The following is an 18494-nucleotide window of genomic DNA, read 5'->3' as shown; positions in this document are numbered from 1 at the left end:
CTGAGGGTCGATATGGATTTGATTGGAAATGGAGATGGTGCGAAGTGAAACTGTCGCAATTTAATGTGGTGCATGAACATAACGGAAGTCTTCTTATCATGAATGCGCGAACCGGCGGCATCCTGTCGTTAAATCCGGAATACGCGCAGAAATTCAAAAGGATTCAAGAAGGGGACGTTCGAGATGCCGATGATCTTGTCGCGGAGCTGATAAGGGGAGGCATCCTAGTCAATGAGGAGAGGGACGAGCTTGGGGAGATCAGGTTGCAAAGTCGCGCCGCGCGCTTTGCGAATACTGCTCTGTCCCTTACCATTGCGCCAACGATGGCTTGCAACTTTTGCTGTCCCTACTGCTATGAAAAGGGACAGGCGTACACGACGATGGGCGAGGAGGTTTTGACACAGCTCTCCAAGTTCGTGAAAGATTACTATCCTGGTATCGCAAGTCTCTCAGTTGGATGGTACGGCGGCGAGCCTCTGCTCGGAATGAAGATGATCGAACGGATTACGTCGGATCTGAAAGATGTCGTGGGGCCAACGTGTGAATATTCCGCATCGATAGTGACAAATGGCTATCTGCTGACGCCTGATGTTGCAAGGAGGCTCGCGGCATGTGGTGTGACGAGCGCGCAAGTGACTATAGATGGATCGAAGTCGGATCACGATTCGAGAAGGATTCTTCACGACGGAAGCCCTACATACGAACGTATTCTCAAGAACGTCAAAGAGTGTGCCGACATCATCGATATTTCGATAAGGAGCAACGTCGACAAGACCAACATCGAGGCCGCTCAAGAGCTATTGGATTATCTCGAGCTAAATGGCCTGATGAATAAGGTTCACTTCTATTTAGCCCCTGTTGACGATATCAATCAGGTATGTGCGAACGACAGCCACTGCTTTACTGTAAAAGAGTTCTCGTATGAGGAGACTGAGTTTTATAAAAGGGCAATTGCGCGGGGCTTCAAAGTTCAACCTTTTGGTGGGACGAATTTCGGGATATGTTGCGCCGTTGGAATCAACTCGTACGTGGTTGATCCCGTCGGAGATTTGTATAAGTGCTGGGATGACATTGGAATGAAGGAGCGGAGGGTCGGAACTATTTTCGAGCCGCCAATGTTGAGCAAGAACATGATTAACTGGATGGCATATGAGCCGGATGACCCGGAATGCCAAGAGTGCTTTGCTTTTCCCATGTGCATGGGAGGGTGCCCCAACCACGCCTTAAACGGTGAGGGGAAACGTTGCGTTTCCTTCCGGTATGATGCCGAGCAAAAAATGCTGCTCTCCCAGATGATGAATACGGCAAAACGGGGTGCGGGGCAAAATGAGGCTGATGCTTAATCTCTGTAGAAAATATATACTGGGCGGTCGATTCTACGCCTATCTTGTCGTAACAGTTTTGGTCGGGCTGCTTGCGCTTGCGGGTCCCTTTCTTACCGGCATAGTGGTAAACCGATTGGCGATGCCGGCCAGCGCCGATCTTGCCGCCGTTCTCGTTTGTTGCCTTATTTTGGTTGCGGTCCAAGCGGTTCGAGCGGGACTAGTGTATTGCTCAGAGATGCTGTACATCAACCTTCAGTCGCATGCGGGGTTCGGCTTAAATGCGGATACGCTTGAGCACGTGAAGCACCTTCCCCAGGCATTCTTCGAGGGCTTCAACGCGTCGTATTATAACCAGCAAATCAATCACGACGCTAATGACCTTGTCATCTTCGTAATCAACTCGGTTGTGGGGGTTTCAAGCAACGTTATCACCCTTTTGTCCGCCCTGTTTGTTCTCGGTAGCCTGAATATCAAGTTGAGTGTGGTCTGCCTTGTTCTTGCGGCAGCGAGTGCCGCTTTTTATGCGGTTTCACGCGCAAGGCTGTTTGAGAGAAGTTTTGACGTACAAGAGCAGAGCGCGAGGTTTTTTTCCTGTCTACAAGATCAGTTGGAGAAAGTTGATTTCATCCGCAAACATGCTTTGTTCGATAGGTCCCGCGCTGTACTGGTCGAAGCTTTTAATGGGCTCTATCCAACGATGAGAGCAAATCAGGAAGTAGGGTCTAGATTTACCTTTGGCAACGCGTTGGTCGCTTCCGCCGCTCAAGGATGTCTTCTTGCTGTGGGCGCGGTTGAAGTGATGGGCGGGAGACTGTTGCCTGGTTTTCTCGTGACTGCTGTTGGATATTATTCGAACTTAAGCTCAGCGGTACAGTATTTGTTGGGCTGGGGAAGGGATTACCAGACTAATCGCGTATGCTATGAGCGGCTGAAAAGAATTTGGGATGTCCCGGTGGAAGCGAATGGCAAATTGGCGCTTGGTCCGATTGAGGAAATCCGTCTAGAGAACATCAAGCTACGTTATCCAGGGGCGGAAAGGGTCGCGTTAAGCATTGAGGGGCTCGCGTTTTCCAGGGGTCGGCTATATGGAATCTCGGGGCCGAATGGTTCGGGGAAGAGCTCGCTGCTGTCAGTGATATTGGGGCTATATCCAGATGACACAGAAGGGGCCGTTCGCTACAACGGGGTGTCACAGCGTTGCATCGATCGATATGCATTGCGGCGGTGTCGAGTCAGCATTACGGAGCAAGAACCCCCTATCGTTGAGGGGACGATTCTCGATAATCTTACGCTGCTTTCTGATGATTACGAGATGGATAAGCTGAATCGGATGCTTGTCATATTGGGGCTAGACGAAATGGTTGCTTCTGTGGAGAACGGGGCAACGGCGATGCTTGACGGCGGGAAAGGAGGGGTGTCCGGCGGCGAGAAGCAAAAGATTGCAATTGTGAGACAGCTGTTGAAATCGCCGGACGTTATGCTTTTTGATGAACCGACCTCAGCACTTGATGCGAAGAGTCGAGGCGCGCTGATCAAATTGCTTCATGAAATTAAGAGAGACCATATTGTAATCGTTGTCACTCATGACGAGGAGATGCTTGCCGCCTGTGACGAGGTCATTTCGACGGCTGGATGATTATCGGATTGTGGCGTTGAAGACCAAGAAACTTGAAATGGCGTGGGCTCTGGGTAGGTCTCCACGGGTACGCCGTCGGTGCTGTACTCGACCGCCCGGCAAGAAGGTTTTATAGCGTGTTTCCCCAGAGAGGTCCCTTTGTCCGGTAGTGGCGAGGGGAGCCTCTCTTTTGCTCACCTCTTGCGGCGGAGGGGGACACCATGCGCCTATGCAGGACAAACTGCGCGTTCTTGTCGAATGATGGGCTATGTGTAGAGATGATGGTCTCGGGTAGAGGCCGTGTCGCGCTCGGCTGCGATGAGCCAGGCAATTCAATCTTCATCCGGGAGGGCCTTGGCAAGACAAGCAGGGCGAAGACCTTGGCGACGTTCGGGAGCCGTGTGGCGCCCGGCTCCACGCTCATCCACGACATGGAGCCGGGCGCCACACGGCTCCCGTCAACAATCTGTCACTGAAGAGCCAGCACTACAACGCGAAGCTGCTCAAGGGCGTTCCCGACGGCCAGAACCCGCTGGGGCCCGTGAACCGGATGCGCTACTTCATGCAGTGCTTCCTGAGGGCTCATCCCGGCTCCAACCGGGACGACATGCGGGGCTGTGGCTATGAGTCCGCCCGAGGACAAGCTTGAGAAGGTCGCGATGGTGCTCGATCGGGCAATGCGATACCCGAAAACGCTCAGGTTCAGGCAGTTCTATGCAAGAAAGCCCAGTTCAGATGAGTTCGACGAGCAATATTTATCAACACAGTGCAAGGGGGGGGGGATTATATTTGTATTTCATCCGTGTTGAGCTTCACACGGTGCGCGACTCATCGCAAACTGGCGGGCGCAGCGGAAAGAAAACCGACTGCAGACGAACGATCGATATCGGGAGCAAATAGCCACCGGATGCTTTTCGGTCTCCTACGCGTCGACCTCCGCGATTTCTTCTGCGTCTCGCCAAGTTGAAAGGAGCGATGTCGAAAACTCCTTTTCGGTTAGCGTCAAGACATCCTTCACGCAAAAACCTTTCAATTTGTCAGGAAGCCCAAAACGCGCTTTTTTCCTAATCGAGCTGGCAACCCGCTTCAACGCGGTCTTGTTCTTGTCCTCGTTGTATACCAAAACAAAGACGCAGTGCTCGCGAAACCATCTCGTCCTCTTTCCCCACAGGTCCGAGCAGATCAAAACGCTGTCCTTGCACTTCTCGATGAGGGCGTCCCTTTGGCCAAGATTGATACCAAGCTCTTCGTCATCCTTGGGATTGAGCCTCTTCCCCAGCGTCTCCTTCAGACTGCCGTTTTTAAATTCGACTAGATATAACGTTTCCCGATCGCAATACAGCGCATCGGCGGAGCGCGGGAGTTGCATCCACCTATTGACCTTCTTGCAGTAGCATTCTTTAACAGAGTCAAAATTGACAACAGGCAAATCGTCATCCACAAGAGAGACGCTCCCGTCTCTGGATGTTTTGGAGATGGTCGACGTGCAGTCCCTTAGGATACAGGTCCTGCAACGGGAGCAACCATCGCTGCCATCTGGCACCACGGGAGAGTTCGGATGAGGGCAGGAGGCGCACAGGTCGCTACTCAAGGCCGTACTCCTCCCTCTCAAGCGTATCAAAAGGAGCCGCCAGCTTCTCGTAGGCGACCTCAGTCGAGCCGGTTATTTCGGCAAAGCGAGAGCGTCCATCAGCGCAGGTCTCCGCAAGATAATATGAGCACAATCCATCAACAGCGTGCTTCTTAGAATACACTTCGATCGCATTCAAGAAATATGGACTATGGGTGCTCATTAAGACGTGCATCCCGAGCTCTTTCTGGAGCAGCACGATTATCTCGGCGAAGGCCAGCTGCCATGCAGGATGAAGATGAATCTCGGGTTCATCGAGGATAATAGTCCCTCCGGCATCTAGCGCGCCGGACTTCAAGAGCACCTTCATGATGGCGAACGTCTTCAAGCCAGCAGAAAGGTTCCCAGGCTCCAACCCCCGAGCGAAGCCCTCTTCGAGATACGTAAGGTGACCGCGACTTTCGCTCCCCTCGAAATACCCCGGACATAAGGAGGAGACCTTGTCCATGAGAACCTTCAGGTGCCGCTCCTTCGCGATCTCGTCGAACAGCGAGGACTCGCTGTCATCGTTACGGATGGTCGCCTGAATCAAATCTTGCCGCAGCTCCTCCTGGTGTCCAAGGAGGGGCCTGAACCGAAAAGCGGGGCCGTAGGGCCCTCCGAGAGAATCGATCAGGAACGGGTCGTCCAGATAATGCGCCCTGAATCGCAAAACCCTCCTATCGTGCACCTCCGCCACCTCGTCACCTGCAACCGAGAAAACCGTAGATGCGTCCTTTATCTGGAGTTCGACCTTCCCGGGCTCTTCGCCGAAAACCGAATTGATCTGGCCGTTGAACTCGCTTTGGAACCTGTTTGTCGCAATCGCACGAAATACCTCATCATCGGAGATATCCATGATCTCGATAATCTGATCGGCAACTCCTGCTACGCCATTCGTGAAATCGGATTCGATCTCACGGGAGATCTCCTCCCCGTAATACTCCTTTATCTCATCAATAAGCTCGTCCCTCGTGCACTCGCCCGAAAAAACCCTGTCGATGAAACCATTCATTCTTCCAGCAGTTCGCCTGTGGCGAGACGTGGAGTCGAGAGGGCCTCCCACATATGCCTTCCTGATGGCGCGTTCAACACTATTGCGCCTCATGCGGTCGATTTTGTTCTCCGAATCGGACATGCTGTTGAAGGCCGCATAAAGCGCTTTTCCAACCGTGCTTTTCCCCGTCCCGTTCTCCCCGGCGATCACGGCAATGCCATTAATCTCGATATCGGCCTCAGCGACCCTGCCGATGTTTTTCACCTTGATTTTCAATGCATATCACCAGCTCTAAACTCGCGAGACTCAATAGCTCGATTATCGCACAGGGAGATCGACTTCTCGAGGACTCCCTAAATGGAACGCGCGGGGAGGACATGGCTCGCCGCCGTCCGCTTTGCGTTCGCGCGGGGAAGGGTGACGACCAGGGGCCTCTCCGGGCTCATCAAGAGGAGCGCCGGATCCTCCTCGTCCATTTGAACTGTATTGTATCCCAGGACACTTGACTTAGAGGAATGGCGTTGAGCGGCGATAATCGTTTCAGCGCCAAAAAGAAAGGAGTGTTCAGTCATGGCAGATAGGCTCTCCTGCACAGCGGGGCACCGCACCGAGGCCGCAGACTTCGCCGTCGCGTCGGGGAAGCCCATCGCCCAAGTGGCCGCCGACCTCGGCATCAATGAGAAGATCCTGGGAAGATGGGTGACGGTCAGAAAGAAGGAACTGGCCAACCACCCGGTCGCGGCGGCCGCGGCCAAGACCGAGACCGCCGAGATGAGGGCCGCCCGCAAGTGCATGCGCGAGCTCGAGCTCGAGAACGAGTTCCTAAAAAGCCCCGACCTCACATTGGAGGCCGGGGCCAGTAGATTTTTGGGACATGTCTAGAAATCTACCCATGCGGGAAGCGGCATGTGCCGAGCATGTCGCGTGCTAGGTTTTGAGGCATGCCACAAAACCTAGCACGGGGGAGTGGCTACTCGGCGTCGGCGAAGCCGTTGGGGTTGTGGCTCTGCCAGTTCCAGCTATCGCGGCACATGTCCGCGATATCGTACTGGGCCTTCCAACCCATCATGCGCTCGGCCTTGGAGGCATCGCACCAGTTGGCGGCGATGTCGCCGGCGCGGCGCTCGCGAATCACGTAGGGCAGCTCCTTGCCGCACGCCTTGGAGAAGGCAGCAACGACCTCGAGCACCGAGGTGCCGGTGCCGGTGCCCAGGTTAAAGATCTCGACGCCGGTCTTGCCGTTCATCCAGTTGAGGGCGGCAACGTGGCCCGAGGCCAGGTCGCAAACGTGGATATAGTCGCGCACGCCCGTGCCGTCGGGAGTGGGGTAGTCATTGCCAAAGACCTGAACGGCCTCGAGCTTGCCCACGGCAACCTGCGCGACATAGGGCACCAGGTTGTTGGGGATACCCTTGGGGTCCTCGCCGATCAGGCCCGACGGATGGGCGCCGATGGGGTTGAAGTAGCGGAGCAGCACGACGTCCCACTCGGGGTCGGCGGTGTGAACGTCCATAAGGATCTGCTCGATCATCCACTTGGTCCAACCATAGGGGTTGGTCGCGGGCTTCTTGGGGTCCTCTTCGGTGACGGGCGGGTTGTCCGGGTCGCCGTAGACGGTCGAGGAGCTCGAGAAGATGATGGACTTGCAGCCATGGTTGCGCATGACGTCGATGAGCACCAGGGTGTTCTCGATGTTGTTGTGGTAGTACTCGACGGGCTTGCTCACCGACTCGCCGACGGCCTTAAAGCCGGCAAAGTGGATGACACGGTCGATCTGATGGGTATCGAAGATCTTGTTCATCGCATCGCGGTCGAGCACGTTGGCCTTGTAGAAGGTGAGGTTCTTGGCGGCTTCGTCGCCCACGATGGTCTTGACGCGGTCGACGGCGACGGCGCTGGAGTTGGAGAGATCATCGACGATGACGACCTGGTAGCCACCCTCGAGCAGCTGAACGACGGTGTGCGAGCCGATAAAGCCGGCGCCACCGGTAACGAGGACGCAGGTGTCTTTGGGGTCGAGTGCTTTGGACATGTAGTCTCCTATCGAATCAGGAACACTTCTAGAGGGGAGTATAGCGCAGGCGGGGACGCCCAAATCGTGCGCTGTAGGAAAAGCAGAGGATTATGTTAACGTACTCATATAAGAGCTTGCTCAATTGTTACCTCAAATTTGACAATTGCTTACGAGCCGCCGACCTTGTAGTTTCCTGCCGTTCGTGGAAATCGTTGGGACGCGCCATATGTACGCTAATATGTATGAGTTGAGCGACATATAAATAAGCATGTAACGGAGTACATATGTCACCAAACAGCGATTCCATCCTTTCCCAGGAGCTCTCGCGCCGCACTGCCCTTAAGGCACTGTTCGGCGCCGCTTCTGCGGCAGTTCTTTTTGGCCTGCCCACTCGCGCCCATGCGGCGGAGGCTTCCAAAGAAACCACCGATAAATTGAATGCCGCCCAGGCCCAACTCGACGAGGTCCAGGCCCAGCTCGACAGCATCGCAAATGAGTATGCGGCGCTGGCCAACAAGAATGCCCAGATCCTCAACGACATCGAGAATGTCCAGGGCAAGATTGACGACACGCAGGCCCAGATCGATGAAAAGAAGGCCGAGCTCAAGAAGAAGCGCAACGACCTTTCCGATCGCGTGGCCGCCAGCTACAAGTCCGGCGGTACGAATATCCTGTCGCTGCTGCTGGCCTCTGGCTCGTTTGAGGAACTCGTCGCCAACGCGCATTACGTTGAGAAGATCAACAAGAGCGACCGCGATGCCATCGAGGATATCCAGACGATTCAGGCTGAGCTCGACGCACAGAAGACCGAGCTCGAATCACAAAAGGCCAACCTGGAGAAACTCAAGGACCAGCAGACGGCTCAGATGCAGGATATGCAGGCCAAGCAGCAAGAAGTCCAGACCGTGCTGAACGGTCTTTCCGACGACGTCAAGGAACTCATGGCTCAGCGCGATTCCGAGATCCTCGCTGCCGCCCAGGCTGAGGAGGCCGCTAGGAAGGCGGCTGCGGCAGCCGCGGCCTCTGCGAACACGGGCTCTTCTTCGGGTGGCTCGAGCTCGGGTGGCGGCTCGTATGCCGGCGGCACCCCGCAACAGACGGGCGGTTCGGGCAAGCAGCAGGCCGTCGTCAATGCGTGCTACTCGACGCCTTCTCCCGGCCAGGGCTGGTGTGCTGCCTGGGTTACCAACGTCTTCCGCAATGCCGGCGTGGGCTATTTTGGCGGCAACGCGTGCGATATGTTTAACGCATGGTGCTATAGCTCCGACCGCTCGGCGTTGCAGGTGGGCATGATTGTTGCCGACTCATCGCATAGCGGCACCGGTGCGCCGGGCCTGCTGTATGGCCACGTGGGCATCTATATCGGCGGCGGCATCGTTATGAGCAACGAGGGTGCCATTACGTCTAAGTCGCTTGATTCGTTTATTTCGTTCTACGGTACGGGCTCTGGCGTGCGTTGGGGCTGGCTCGGCGGCGTGGTGCTGTCGTAACGGCGGTTTGAAGTAAGTCGGTCCGTGGCTGCCCGGAAGGCATTAGGTTGCCTGCTCGGACAGTCCTGCTCGCACGGAGAGCACATTAAGTGCTCTCCGACTCGTGCGGAACTCGCGATCAACCTAATGCCTTCCGGGCAGCCACGGACCTCTCGGATCCAATACGTCACACACCGGACTGGTTTATCTAAATAAATATGGAGAAGGCCCCTTTCGGGGCCTTCTTTGTTAGAGGAATTCGCCGACTCGGTGGACTTCGGGTTCGAGGTCTACGTTGAATTGGTCTTTGACGGTTGTTTGGATGTGGCGGATGAGTTCGTCGACGTCGGCGGCGGTGGCGTGGTCGGCGTTGACGATGAAGCCGCAGTGCTTCTCGCTCACCTGCGCGCCGCCAACGGCGTGTCCTCGCAGGCCGGCATCCATGATGAGTTTGCCGGCAAAGTAACCCTCGGGGCGCTTGAAAGTGGAGCCAGCACTCGGCATGTCGAGCGGCTGCTTGTCCTCGCGGCGCTGGCGGTAGTCGTCCATGTCGGCCTTAATCATCGCGGCGTTGCCCGGGGCGAGATTGAAGGTGGCCGAAAGCACGGTAAAGCCGTCGTCGGCGATGCGGCTCTTGCGATAGCCCAGGTTGAGTTCGTCGACATCGAACTCGATGATGTTGCCGCTGCCGCGGGTGCCATCGTCGAGCTGGCGAGCGGGTTTGTAGACGCGCACGGACTCCAGCACATCGGCCATGCAGGCACCGTAGGCACCGGCGTTCATGTAGCAGGCGCCGCCGACCGATCCGGGGATACCCGAGATGGGCTCCATGCCGGTGAGACCGGCCTCGGCTGCCGCAGCGGCGACATCGGAAAGCAAGGCGCCGGCTGCCGCCGTGACGTGCGTGCCGTCGACCGTAATGTCGGAGAGTCCCTCGCCCAGCGCCACGACGACGCCACGGATGCCCTTGTCGCCGACGAGCAGGTCGGAGCCGTTGCCCACGATGGTGAGTGGTAGATTGCAGCGATAGCAGGTATCGAGCGTGGCGACGAGGCCCTGCTCGGTATCGGGCGTGACAAAGACGTCGGCCGGGCCGCCGATCTTAAACGTGGTGTGCTCGCGCATGGGCTCGCTCATCAGCACGTTGTCCTCGCCGGCAACGCCAGCAAGCGCGCACAGCAGGTCCTCGTTAAAAAAGTCGTTCTCGTGCATACGAATATCCGCCTTTTGGTGGTCGTTGTCATCAATCGATTGCAATATACCCCACCCGGACGGATTTGGTGCGCTGGCGGCGATAAAACAGCCGTCTACCGGATTGGTAAAGTGTTTATCACCGAGGTAGAGGGGCGGTCGCTATACTTTCAAGAGATTGCGCGTAAACCTGGAAGGAGCGAGATGGCCAACAAAGTCACCCTCAAGCAGATCGCCCAGGAGGTGGGGCTTTCCCCCTCGTCGGTCTCGCTTGTTCTCAATAATCGGCCCTGTCGCATCTCGGAAGAAAACCGCAAGCTCATCAAGGAGGTCGCGGCGCGCAACCACTATGTTCCTAACCAGATTGCGCGTAGTCTGGTCATGCGCGAGTCGCGCACGCTGGGCCTTATCGTCCCTAACATCGAGAGCCGCTTTTTTGCCTCGCTCGCCGGGAGCTTGGAAAAGCGCTGTCGCGAGGACGGCTATGCGCTCTTCATTACCAGCTCGGGCGGAAGCGCCGATGACGATCTGGAGCTGCTGCGCCAGCTGGTGACGCGCGGCGTTGATGGCGTCTTCCTGGTCGTGGGCGACGAGTTCTCCGACGACCGCGCCCTGCGCGAAGAAGTCAGCCACCTGCCCATCCCGGCCGTAATGGTCGACCGTGCCATTGAGGGACTCGAGTGCGACAAGGTGATGTTCGACCACGAGATGGGCGGCTATATGGCCACCCGCTATCTGATCGAGCAAGGCCACCGCCGCATTGCCTGCCTGGTTAACGCGCGCCGCTCCAATACGGGTCGCAAGCGACTTGCCGGCTATGAGCGCGCGCTGCGCGAGGTTGGCCTGCCGATCGACGCGCGTTTGGAGTTTGAGAGCGAGTACTACATTCCGAGCGCATACGAGGCCTCGGAGGCAGTGCTCGCAACTGACGCCACTGCCGTGTTCGCAAGCTCAGATAACATTGCCCTCGGTTTGCTCAAGCGCTTACACGAGATGGGGAAGAGCATCCCGGGCGATATCTCGGTGGTGAGCTATGACAACTCGGCGGCCGACGTTCTCTTTGAGCCGGCGCTGACCGCGATCGAGCAGGACCCTGGTGTCCTTGCGGAGCATGCTTTTGGCTGCATGTCCAAGCGTCTTGCCGGTAGGGGCGGCAGGCGTGCCGAAGAGGTCGTTCTGGAGCCGGAGCTTATCGTTAAGGACAGCGTGCTCGAGCTTACTAAACACAACTAAACACGTTTACCAATTTGCAGAGACCGAATGTGGAGCACCTGTGACAATCAACGCCGCAGGTGAATGTCGCGTTTTGCTAATCGATGGGATTGATAAGGGTGATAAAACGTTTTTTCACCATGATAAAACGTTTTAGCAAATATACTGGTCCCAACGAAAGGTTGCCGTATTGGAGGGTGACCGCACAGCGAAGGGACATAAACAATGGCTAAAACACTGGGGACGCCGTGGCAAAAGCTGGGCCACGAGGTGCCGGCTTCCGAGCTCGAGGGCGTCGACCTGTATTGGCGCGCATCGAACTATCTGTCCGTCGGTCAGATCTACCTTCGCTCTAACCCGCTAATGCGCCCCGACTTTGTCGACGAGAAAACCGGTGAGGTGCGCGACTTCGGTCGTCCGGACGTTAAGCACCGCCTGGTTGGCCACTGGGGCACCACGCCCGGCATCAACTTCCTGTTCGGTCACGTCAATCGACTGATCGCCGACCACAACCAGAATGCTATCTTCTTGATGGGCCCTGGTCACGGTGGCCCCGCCGGTACTGCTCAGTCGCTGCTCGACGGCACCTACCGCGAGATTCGCCCCGACATCACCAATGACGAGGCAGGCCTGCAGAAGTTCTTCCGCCAGTTCTCTTATCCCGGCGGCATCCCGAGCCACTTTGCGCCCGAGACGCCCGGTTCCATCCACGAGGGCGGCGAGCTCGGCTACACGCTCAGCCACGCTTACGGTGCCATCATGGACAACCCGAGCCTGTTGGCCGTGGCCGTGGTGGGCGACGGCGAGTCCGAGACCGGCCCGCTCGCGACCTCTTGGCAATCCAACAAGCTCGTGAACCCGGCAACCGACGGTATCGTTTTGCCGATCCTGCACCTCAACGGCTACAAGATCGCCAACCCCACCATCCTCGCCCGCGTGTCCGACGAAGAGCTCACCAAGTTCTTTGAGGGCATGGGCTATAAGCCGCACTTCTTTGTCGCCGGCTTTGACGACGAGAGCCACACAAGCATTCATGCGCGTTTCGCTGCCCTGTTTGAGCAGGTCTTCGATGAGATCTGTGACATCAAGGCAACCGCGCAGGCCCAGGCCGCCGCAGGCGAGACCGTGGTCCGCCCGGCCTACCCCATGATTGTGTTCCGCACGCCCAAGGGCTGGACCTGCCCCAAGCAGATCGACGGCAAGAAGACCGAGGACTCCTGGCGCGCGCATCAGGTGCCGCTGGCGAGTGCCAAGGACACCCACGAGCACTTCCGCGTGCTGCGCGAGTGGCTGCGTTCCTACAAGCCCGAGGAGCTCTTTACGCCCGAGGGCCAGGTGCGCCCCGAGGTGACGGCCTTTATGCCGACCGGCGAGCTGCGCATCGGCGCCAACCCCAACGCGAACGGCGGTAAGGTGCGTCGCGAGCTCGAGCTGCCCGATATTCATGCCCACGAGGTCCCCGTCGACACTAATGGTCATGGCTGGGGCTCCACCGAGGCCGCCCGCGTCTTTGGTGAGTACACTGCCGACGTTCTGGCCAAGAACATGGATGACTTCCGCATCTTCGGTCCCGACGAGACCGCGTCCAACCGCCTGCAGGCTGCCTACAAGGTGACCAAGAAGCAGTGGGACGCCGGCTTCTACGAGGACGAGGCCAACGACGAGCTGCTGGCAGGCTCCGGTAAGGTCGTCGAGCAGCTGTCCGAGCACCAATGCGAGGGCTTCCTCGAGGCCTACGTGCTCACTGGCCGTTCCGGCGTGTGGAGCTCCTACGAGAGCTTTGTCCATGTGGTCGACTCCATGGTCAACCAGCACTGCAAGTGGCTCGAGGCTACCAAGCGCGAGATTCCGTGGCGTGCCCCCATCAGCGGCCTTAACATTTTGCTGTCGAGCCACGTCTGGCGTCAGGACCACAACGGCTTCTCGCATCAGGACCCCGGCTTTATCGACCTGCTGCTCAACAAGGCCAACGACACGCACATCGTGAATGCCTACTATCCGGCCGACGCCAACATGGCCCTTGCCGTTGCCGAGCGCGTCTACCAGTCCACCGACTGCGTCAACGCCATCTTCTGCGGCAAGCAGCCTGCTCCGACCTTCCAGACGGTCGACGAGGCCAAGGCGGAGCTCGCCGAGGGCGTTGCGACCTGGGAGTGGGCATCGACCGCCGATTCGCTCGCCGAGGCCGATGTCGTGGTCGCCACCTGCGGCGACGTGCCGACGCTTGAGGCTCTGGCTGCAACCGACATGCTGCGCGAGCTGGGCATCAAGGTATGGTTCGTCAACGTGGTCGATCTGCTCAAGATCCAGAACGTCTGCGAGAACGACCAGGCTCTCAGCGACGAGCGCTGGGCTGAGCTGTTCGGCTGCGGCGAGAAGCCCGTCCTCTTCGCGTTCCACGCCTATGCCGGCACGATTCGCCGCCTGATCTGGAACCGCCCCGGCCACGATGCCTTCCGCGTCCACGGCTACGAGGAGAAAGGCTCCACGACAACGCCGTTCGACATGCTGCGCCTGAACAACATGGACCGCTGGACACTGGCCGCCGACGTGCTGCGCATGGTCGACGCCGATAAGTTTGCCGAGCAGATTGATAAGTGGGAGGCATTCCGCACCGAGGCCTTCGAGTTCGCGTGCGATGAGGGCTACGATCACCCGGCCTTCACCGACTGGGTCTGGCCCGACGCCGCAGCCGCAACCGCTGCCGACGGCGCGCTCTCCGCAACGCAGATGACCGCAGGCGACAACGAATAGCATCCGGGACGGTCTCGCCCGGAGGCGGCCCTCTCGACCGTTTCGATCTGCGGCGCTGATATTTTTTAATGTGATGGGGACTTGGCTGTTGCTGCCTTGGAAACCGTGCATCTAACTATGGTCAGCCAAAATTACATTGCCGGGGCCGGGGAGGCATACTCTGTTTTGAGAAGTTCGCGAAGCCCACTTCTCAAAACAGAGTATGCCTCCCCGGCCCTCGTCCGTGAGCTCTTCCGCTGGGCGAGCCATAGACGCCGCGTACCGATAGGGTGAGGTGGCGGCTTGAAATTGGTGCTATATTCAGCTTGAGTTGTTAAATGTTAGTAAGAGAGGCTGATATGGGGCTGTTCAAGAAGAAAAACCCGCAGGATGCCTTTGATCCCGATGTGTTTACCATCACGGATACGATTTTGGACCCGCCGCGGTTTACGTTTTTGCCGGCTATCTACCAGGATGCCACGCGTCGCAAGTGGGCCGTACATCAGCGCGGCGGCGAGCCGAAGATTTTTGACTATGCGGACGTGTTGCAGTGCGAAGTGGCCGAGGCGGGCGATCCGGAGGCCGATGAAGCGGTCTCTAAACAGGAATTTGCCCAGCGTATTCTGGCAAATCCCGCTAAGGCGGCAAAAATGAACGCAGCCAAGCGTAATATGTGTCTTGGTATGGGCGTTGTTGTGGCGGTTCAGACGGGAAAAGACGAGGTTTCCAAATTAGAGATTCCCGTTATGACCGACGAAGTCAAACGCGATTCAAGCCTATATAAGTCGTATCGGAATGTCGCCGAGAAGATCAAGGCCGAATTTGATGCCATGGGTGGTCTGGCCTAATTTTGGCGACATACGTTTCTGAACGAGGAGTCTGTGCAATGGCAGGCGAATCTTATGCAATCCCCCCCAAAGATCGTGCTGTTGAGGGGATTCTTTGGTATATCCAGCACCATCAGCTTGCCGGCGGCGATCGCCTGCCGGCCGAGCGCGTGCTGTGCGAAGAGATCGGCGTTTCGCGTACGGCGTTGCGCGCCGGTATCACGCGGCTCATCTCGTGTGGAACGCTCGAGAGCCGTCGCGGATCGGGTACGTATGTGTGTCCTCCTAAGCCGCTGAACATCTTCCAGGAAACGTATAACTTTTCCGATGCCGTGCGGACTGCCGGCCTGCATCCCTCTTCTCGTCTGGTTTCCACCGAGACCATCGAGGCGGATAAGACGCTTGCCGACAAGCTTGGGGTGGCTATAGGCGCTCCTTTGCTCCGCATGCAGCGCGTTCGACTTATTGAGGGCGAGCCGGCGTCAATCGAGACGGCTCACGTTAACCTGTCCCTGTGCCCATCGCTTCCCGAGCACGATTTTGAGTGCGAGAGCCTTTACGATGTCTTGCTCAAAGAAGGTGGCGTGCGTGTTGAGCATGGACGTGAGCATATCTCCATCTCGCGTTTGAACGCCGAAGAGGCCGAGCTGCTCCAACAAGAAGAGGAAACGCCGGTGTTCTATGAGAGCACGATCGAATTTGATAAGGACATGCGTTTTGTGGAGCATTGCAAATCGGTGATTTTGCCCACAAAGTTCCGCTTTGCCGATAACGGCGAAAAGAACGGCATGAGGAGCGTGGCAGGTGAACAATGGCTGAAACAGTAGATGCCACCCCGGTTTATATGCGCATTCGACGCCGCATCGAGGAGCGTATCGAGCGCGGTATATATCCCACGGGTTCCATGATTCCGTCCGAAAAAGACCTCGCTGAGGAATTTGGTACGACACGCTTGACCATCCGAAGTGCTGTCGATGAGCTGGTTCGGCGTGGGCAGATTCGACGCGTCCGCGGAAAGGGCGCGTTTGTGGCACAGAAAGTGCCCGTTGCGTACGAGCGAACAGGAGGCTTTCGCGAATCGGTTCGTGCTTCGGGCGGCGAGCCGTCCGTCCGTATCCTCGCGCGTTCCAAGCGTTATGCGGGCCCATATTATGCCAACCTGTTTGGCATTGCCGAGGACGATTTGCTGTATTCGATTCGGCGTTTGAACTGCGTCAACGGCGATCCCGTATCGATTGAGACGGCGTTCATCCCGTGCCTGCTGTTCCCCACAATCGAAGATATTGACGTGTCGGTCTTCAGTTTGTACGAGACCTATGAGATGTTGGGCCGAAAGCCGGTCATGGCACAGGAAAAGCTCGATATCGAAGCGCTGGGCGCGCGAGATGCCGGCCTGCTTGGACTGGAGCAGGGCGATCTTGCCTTGACGCTGGAGTGCGTGAGCTTCGATGCGAGCGGCCAGGCGATCGAGTACGTCAAGTCGTTTAACCGCGGCGATGCGGGTGGATATACCTATACGTACTAGCTGGTTTTTTGCATAACGGGCTGAAAAGCTGACGGAATTTTGATTCGTTGAGCAGACCGTATATACAACCTTACATGGCTCAAAATCGACCGTTCGCCGATGGGGATAAATTAATCGACAAAGAGGTATCAAAAAGCCGTAACCTGTAACTGTGATTGGTATCAAATACTAATGATTTGTTACGAGGTGAGACGATGAAGATGCTCGATTACGTTCAGCTTGCCCATGTGCGTATGGGGGAGAACCTCGAGCGTTCGTCTGAGCTGGTAGCGCAGCTCGTTGATATTTTCCAGTCCGGTTCTTTTGATGCACTGCGCATCGTTGCTTCGGGTTCGTCGCGCCATGCCGCCGATTGCGCCCGCGATTACCTGCAAGATGCGCTGCAGATGCAGGTGTCCGTTGTGACGCCCGAGGCCTTCGTCGATTTTGAACACACCTATCCGCAGCATGCGCTCAACATCGCCGTCTCGCAGAGCGGCTATTCGACCAATACGATTGCGGCGCTCGATTACATGCGTGCACACGATATGGCTGCAGTTGCGCTCACGGCAAACGTCGAGGCACCCATCAAGGAACACGCTGACATCGTTCTTGACTACGGTGTGGGTGTCGAGTCGGTGGACTTTGTGACTCTGGGCGTCGAGGTTCTCGTTGAGTACCTGGTGCTCTTTGGTATTTACGGCGGTCAGGCGCGCGGAACGATTGACGCCAAGGGCGTTGCTCAGCGTCTTGATGACCTGCGCGAGGCTATCCAGGCTAATGCCGTGATGTGCAAGACCGCCGAGGCATATGTCCAAGATCACATGCTCGAGCTTTCTGAGCACATGCCCGCCATGGTCGTCGGCAACGGCCCCAACTATGGTGTTGCCGAGGAGGCAGCGCTCAAGCTGAGCGAGACCATCAAGATTCCTGCCATGCATCACGAAGGCGAGGAGTTCGTCCACGGTCCCGAGATGCAGATCGTTCCGGGCTATCTGGTGTTTATCGTCGACGATCCGCAGGGGTCGGAGCGTCTTGCGAATATCGCCGATGCGCTATCGAACGTTACGGCAAAAACGGTGCTGCTCACGGCCCATCCCAAGGGTAGGGCTCACGAGGTTGCGGTGCCTCAGGTGGCTCCGCTGCTCAGCGCAATTCCCAATCTTGTGTTCTTCCAGACGATTGCGGCCATGATTGCCGAGCGTCTGAAGTCATGGAACGTGCACCCGTATCTCGATACCGTCTCCAAGCAAATGGAGGTCAAGGCAGAGGGCTACGAAGAGTCAGTCAATGCGCTTAAGGCCAAAGCGGCTGAGTGTTACGGAATGTAAGCGGGTTTTGATGCCCGTTGGCATGGGGGATGTGGAAACAACCCCAGAAAGGAGAGACAAATGAAGGAAACCGAGAAGATCGAGATCATGCATTTCGACCAGGAGGGCTATCTCGAGGACGGCAAGGCGCTCTACGAGACCGGCAAGAAGATGACCGCGCTCGCCGACAAGGTCGCCGACGAGGGCTACGACGCCGTGTTCCTGATGGGTGTCGGCGGCACCTGGGACGAGCTCATGCAGCTCGAGTACCTCATGAACAAGTTCGGCGACCGCGACCTCGAGGTCTACCTGATCCACGCCGCCGAGTGGAACGTCATGGGCCACAAGCGCATGACCGAGAAGTCCGTCGTGCTCACCGCCTCCGAGTCCGGAACCACCCCCGAGGTCCTCGAGGCCGTCAAGAAGATGAAGGGCATGGGCGTGCGCGTCTACGCCATGACCAAGCCCGAGGGCCCCATCGGCCAGGCTGTCGGCGCCGAGAACTGCGTCGCCATGGCTTCTGACCATGGTTCGGGCGGCTGCGAGAAGGGCTACTACCTCGCCGACTGCTTCGGCCTGCGCCTGCTCAACCGCCGCGGCTGCTTCCCCAAGTTCGATCTGTTTATCGAGCAGACCAAGGACATCTGGAAGGACATGCTCGATATCCGCAAGCGCTTCGAGCCGCGCG

General features: G+C 57.4%; 14 protein-coding genes and 1 pseudogene. 11 read left to right on the top strand and 4 right to left on the bottom strand.

Going from position 1 to position 18494, the window contains the following annotated elements:
- Nucleotides 1-44 precede the first annotated feature (44 nt).
- Both DXB86_RS09040 and DXB86_RS09035 read left to right on the top strand, forming a co-directional pair.
- The gene (locus DXB86_RS09040) at nt 45-1343 is read left to right on the top strand and encodes a radical SAM protein (protein WP_117638255.1); all 1299 of its coding nucleotides are present in this window, start codon (nt 45-47) and stop codon (nt 1341-1343) included.
- Nucleotides 1327-2961 (top strand): ABC transporter ATP-binding protein, encoded by a 1635-nt coding sequence (locus tag DXB86_RS09035; RefSeq protein WP_084591801.1) that lies wholly within the window; start codon nt 1327-1329, stop codon nt 2959-2961. Before DXB86_RS09040 ends, DXB86_RS09035 begins: the two co-directional genes overlap by 17 nt.
- A gap of 901 nt (nt 2962-3862) precedes the next feature.
- Here the strand turns inward: DXB86_RS09035 and DXB86_RS09025 are convergent.
- Together DXB86_RS09025 and DXB86_RS09020 are read right to left on the bottom strand one after the other, a co-directional pair.
- Nucleotides 3863-4381: a hypothetical protein gene (locus DXB86_RS09025; RefSeq protein ID WP_124786586.1), complete on the bottom strand. Its 519-nt coding sequence runs from the start codon at nt 4379-4381 to the stop codon at nt 3863-3865.
- 142 nt (nt 4382-4523) lie between these two features.
- Nucleotides 4524-5822: an ATP-binding protein gene (locus DXB86_RS09020; protein WP_117736892.1), complete on the bottom strand. Its 1299-nt coding sequence runs from the start codon at nt 5820-5822 to the stop codon at nt 4524-4526.
- 294 nt (nt 5823-6116) lie between these two features.
- Here DXB86_RS09020 and DXB86_RS09010 point away from each other — a divergent pair, with 294 nt between their 5' ends.
- Nucleotides 6117-6428, top strand: a complete 312-nt coding sequence (locus DXB86_RS09010; RefSeq protein ID WP_117564855.1) for a hypothetical protein — start codon at nt 6117-6119, stop codon at nt 6426-6428.
- Between the two features lie 88 nt (nt 6429-6516).
- On the opposite strand, the gene galE is transcribed toward DXB86_RS09010, so the two are convergent.
- Nucleotides 6517-7578: a UDP-glucose 4-epimerase GalE gene (gene galE, locus DXB86_RS09005; protein ID WP_117736891.1), complete on the bottom strand. Its 1062-nt coding sequence runs from the start codon at nt 7576-7578 to the stop codon at nt 6517-6519.
- Nucleotides 7579-7844: 266 nt separating this feature from the next.
- Between galE and DXB86_RS09000 the strand changes: the two genes are divergently transcribed.
- Nucleotides 7845-9050: a CHAP domain-containing protein gene (locus DXB86_RS09000; RefSeq protein ID WP_117736890.1), complete on the top strand. Its 1206-nt coding sequence runs from the start codon at nt 7845-7847 to the stop codon at nt 9048-9050.
- 228 nt (nt 9051-9278) lie between these two features.
- Here DXB86_RS09000 and murB read toward each other — a convergent pair whose 3' ends face one another.
- Nucleotides 9279-10241, bottom strand: coding sequence for a UDP-N-acetylmuramate dehydrogenase (gene murB / locus DXB86_RS08995; protein ID WP_117736889.1), 963 nt, complete (start codon nt 10239-10241; stop codon nt 9279-9281).
- Nucleotides 10242-10424: 183 nt separating this feature from the next.
- On the opposite strand from murB, the gene DXB86_RS08990 reads away from it, so the two are divergent.
- The 7 genes and pseudogenes from DXB86_RS08990 to DXB86_RS08960 form a co-directional block, all read left to right on the top strand.
- On the top strand, nt 10425-11453 hold the full coding sequence (locus tag DXB86_RS08990; RefSeq protein ID WP_089573627.1) for a LacI family DNA-binding transcriptional regulator: 1029 nt from the start codon (nt 10425-10427) through the stop codon (nt 11451-11453).
- A gap of 204 nt (nt 11454-11657) precedes the next feature.
- A complete protein-coding gene (locus DXB86_RS08985) occupies nt 11658-14186 on the top strand; it encodes a phosphoketolase (protein WP_117736888.1) in 2529 nt (842 codons plus the stop codon).
- A 338-nt stretch (nt 14187-14524) separates the two neighbouring features.
- Nucleotides 14525-15013, top strand: coding sequence for a hypothetical protein (locus DXB86_RS08980; RefSeq protein ID WP_117640898.1), 489 nt, complete (start codon nt 14525-14527; stop codon nt 15011-15013).
- 38 nt (nt 15014-15051) lie between these two features.
- Nucleotides 15052-15819 (top strand): GntR family transcriptional regulator, encoded by a 768-nt coding sequence (locus DXB86_RS08975; RefSeq protein ID WP_117736887.1) that lies wholly within the window; start codon nt 15052-15054, stop codon nt 15817-15819.
- Nucleotides 15804-16517 (top strand): GntR family transcriptional regulator, encoded by a 714-nt coding sequence (locus DXB86_RS08970; protein ID WP_099432289.1) that lies wholly within the window; start codon nt 15804-15806, stop codon nt 16515-16517. The genes DXB86_RS08975 and DXB86_RS08970 overlap by 16 nt, the downstream gene beginning before the upstream one ends.
- A 194-nt stretch (nt 16518-16711) precedes the next feature.
- Complete coding sequence (locus tag DXB86_RS08965; RefSeq protein ID WP_117638249.1) at nt 16712-17827, top strand: SIS domain-containing protein; 1116 nt, start codon at nt 16712-16714, stop codon at nt 17825-17827.
- Between the two features lie 60 nt (nt 17828-17887).
- A pseudogene (locus DXB86_RS08960) lies at nt 17888-18494 on the top strand (SIS domain-containing protein); the annotation flags it as partial.

The sequence above is a fragment of the Collinsella sp. OM06-18AC genome, from assembly GCF_003438785.1.
Classification (GTDB): Bacteria; Actinomycetota; Coriobacteriia; order Coriobacteriales; family Coriobacteriaceae; genus Collinsella.
Note: the sequence above shows the minus strand (reverse complement) of the source record. Positions and strands in the feature narration are given on the sequence as shown.

Excerpts from the sequence above, each read along its gene's own strand:
- DXB86_RS09035 (WP_084591801.1), top strand. The coding sequence starts at position 1,327 with ATGAGGCTGATGCTTAATCTCTGTAGAAAATATATACTGGGCGGTCGA.
- DXB86_RS09010 (WP_117564855.1), top strand. The coding sequence starts at position 6,117 with ATGGCAGATAGGCTCTCCTGCACAGCGGGGCACCGCACCGAGGCCGCA.
- galE (WP_117736891.1), bottom strand. The coding sequence starts at position 7,578 with ATGTCCAAAGCACTCGACCCCAAAGACACCTGCGTCCTCGTTACCGGT.
- DXB86_RS09000 (WP_117736890.1), top strand. The coding sequence starts at position 7,845 with ATGTCACCAAACAGCGATTCCATCCTTTCCCAGGAGCTCTCGCGCCGC.
- murB (WP_117736889.1), bottom strand. The coding sequence starts at position 10,241 with ATGCACGAGAACGACTTTTTTAACGAGGACCTGCTGTGCGCGCTTGCT.
- DXB86_RS08990 (WP_089573627.1), top strand. The coding sequence starts at position 10,425 with ATGGCCAACAAAGTCACCCTCAAGCAGATCGCCCAGGAGGTGGGGCTT.
- DXB86_RS08985 (WP_117736888.1), top strand. The coding sequence starts at position 11,658 with ATGGCTAAAACACTGGGGACGCCGTGGCAAAAGCTGGGCCACGAGGTG.
- DXB86_RS08980 (WP_117640898.1), top strand. The coding sequence starts at position 14,525 with ATGGGGCTGTTCAAGAAGAAAAACCCGCAGGATGCCTTTGATCCCGAT.
- DXB86_RS08975 (WP_117736887.1), top strand. The coding sequence starts at position 15,052 with ATGGCAGGCGAATCTTATGCAATCCCCCCCAAAGATCGTGCTGTTGAG.
- DXB86_RS08970 (WP_099432289.1), top strand. The coding sequence starts at position 15,804 with ATGGCTGAAACAGTAGATGCCACCCCGGTTTATATGCGCATTCGACGC.
- DXB86_RS08965 (WP_117638249.1), top strand. The coding sequence starts at position 16,712 with ATGAAGATGCTCGATTACGTTCAGCTTGCCCATGTGCGTATGGGGGAG.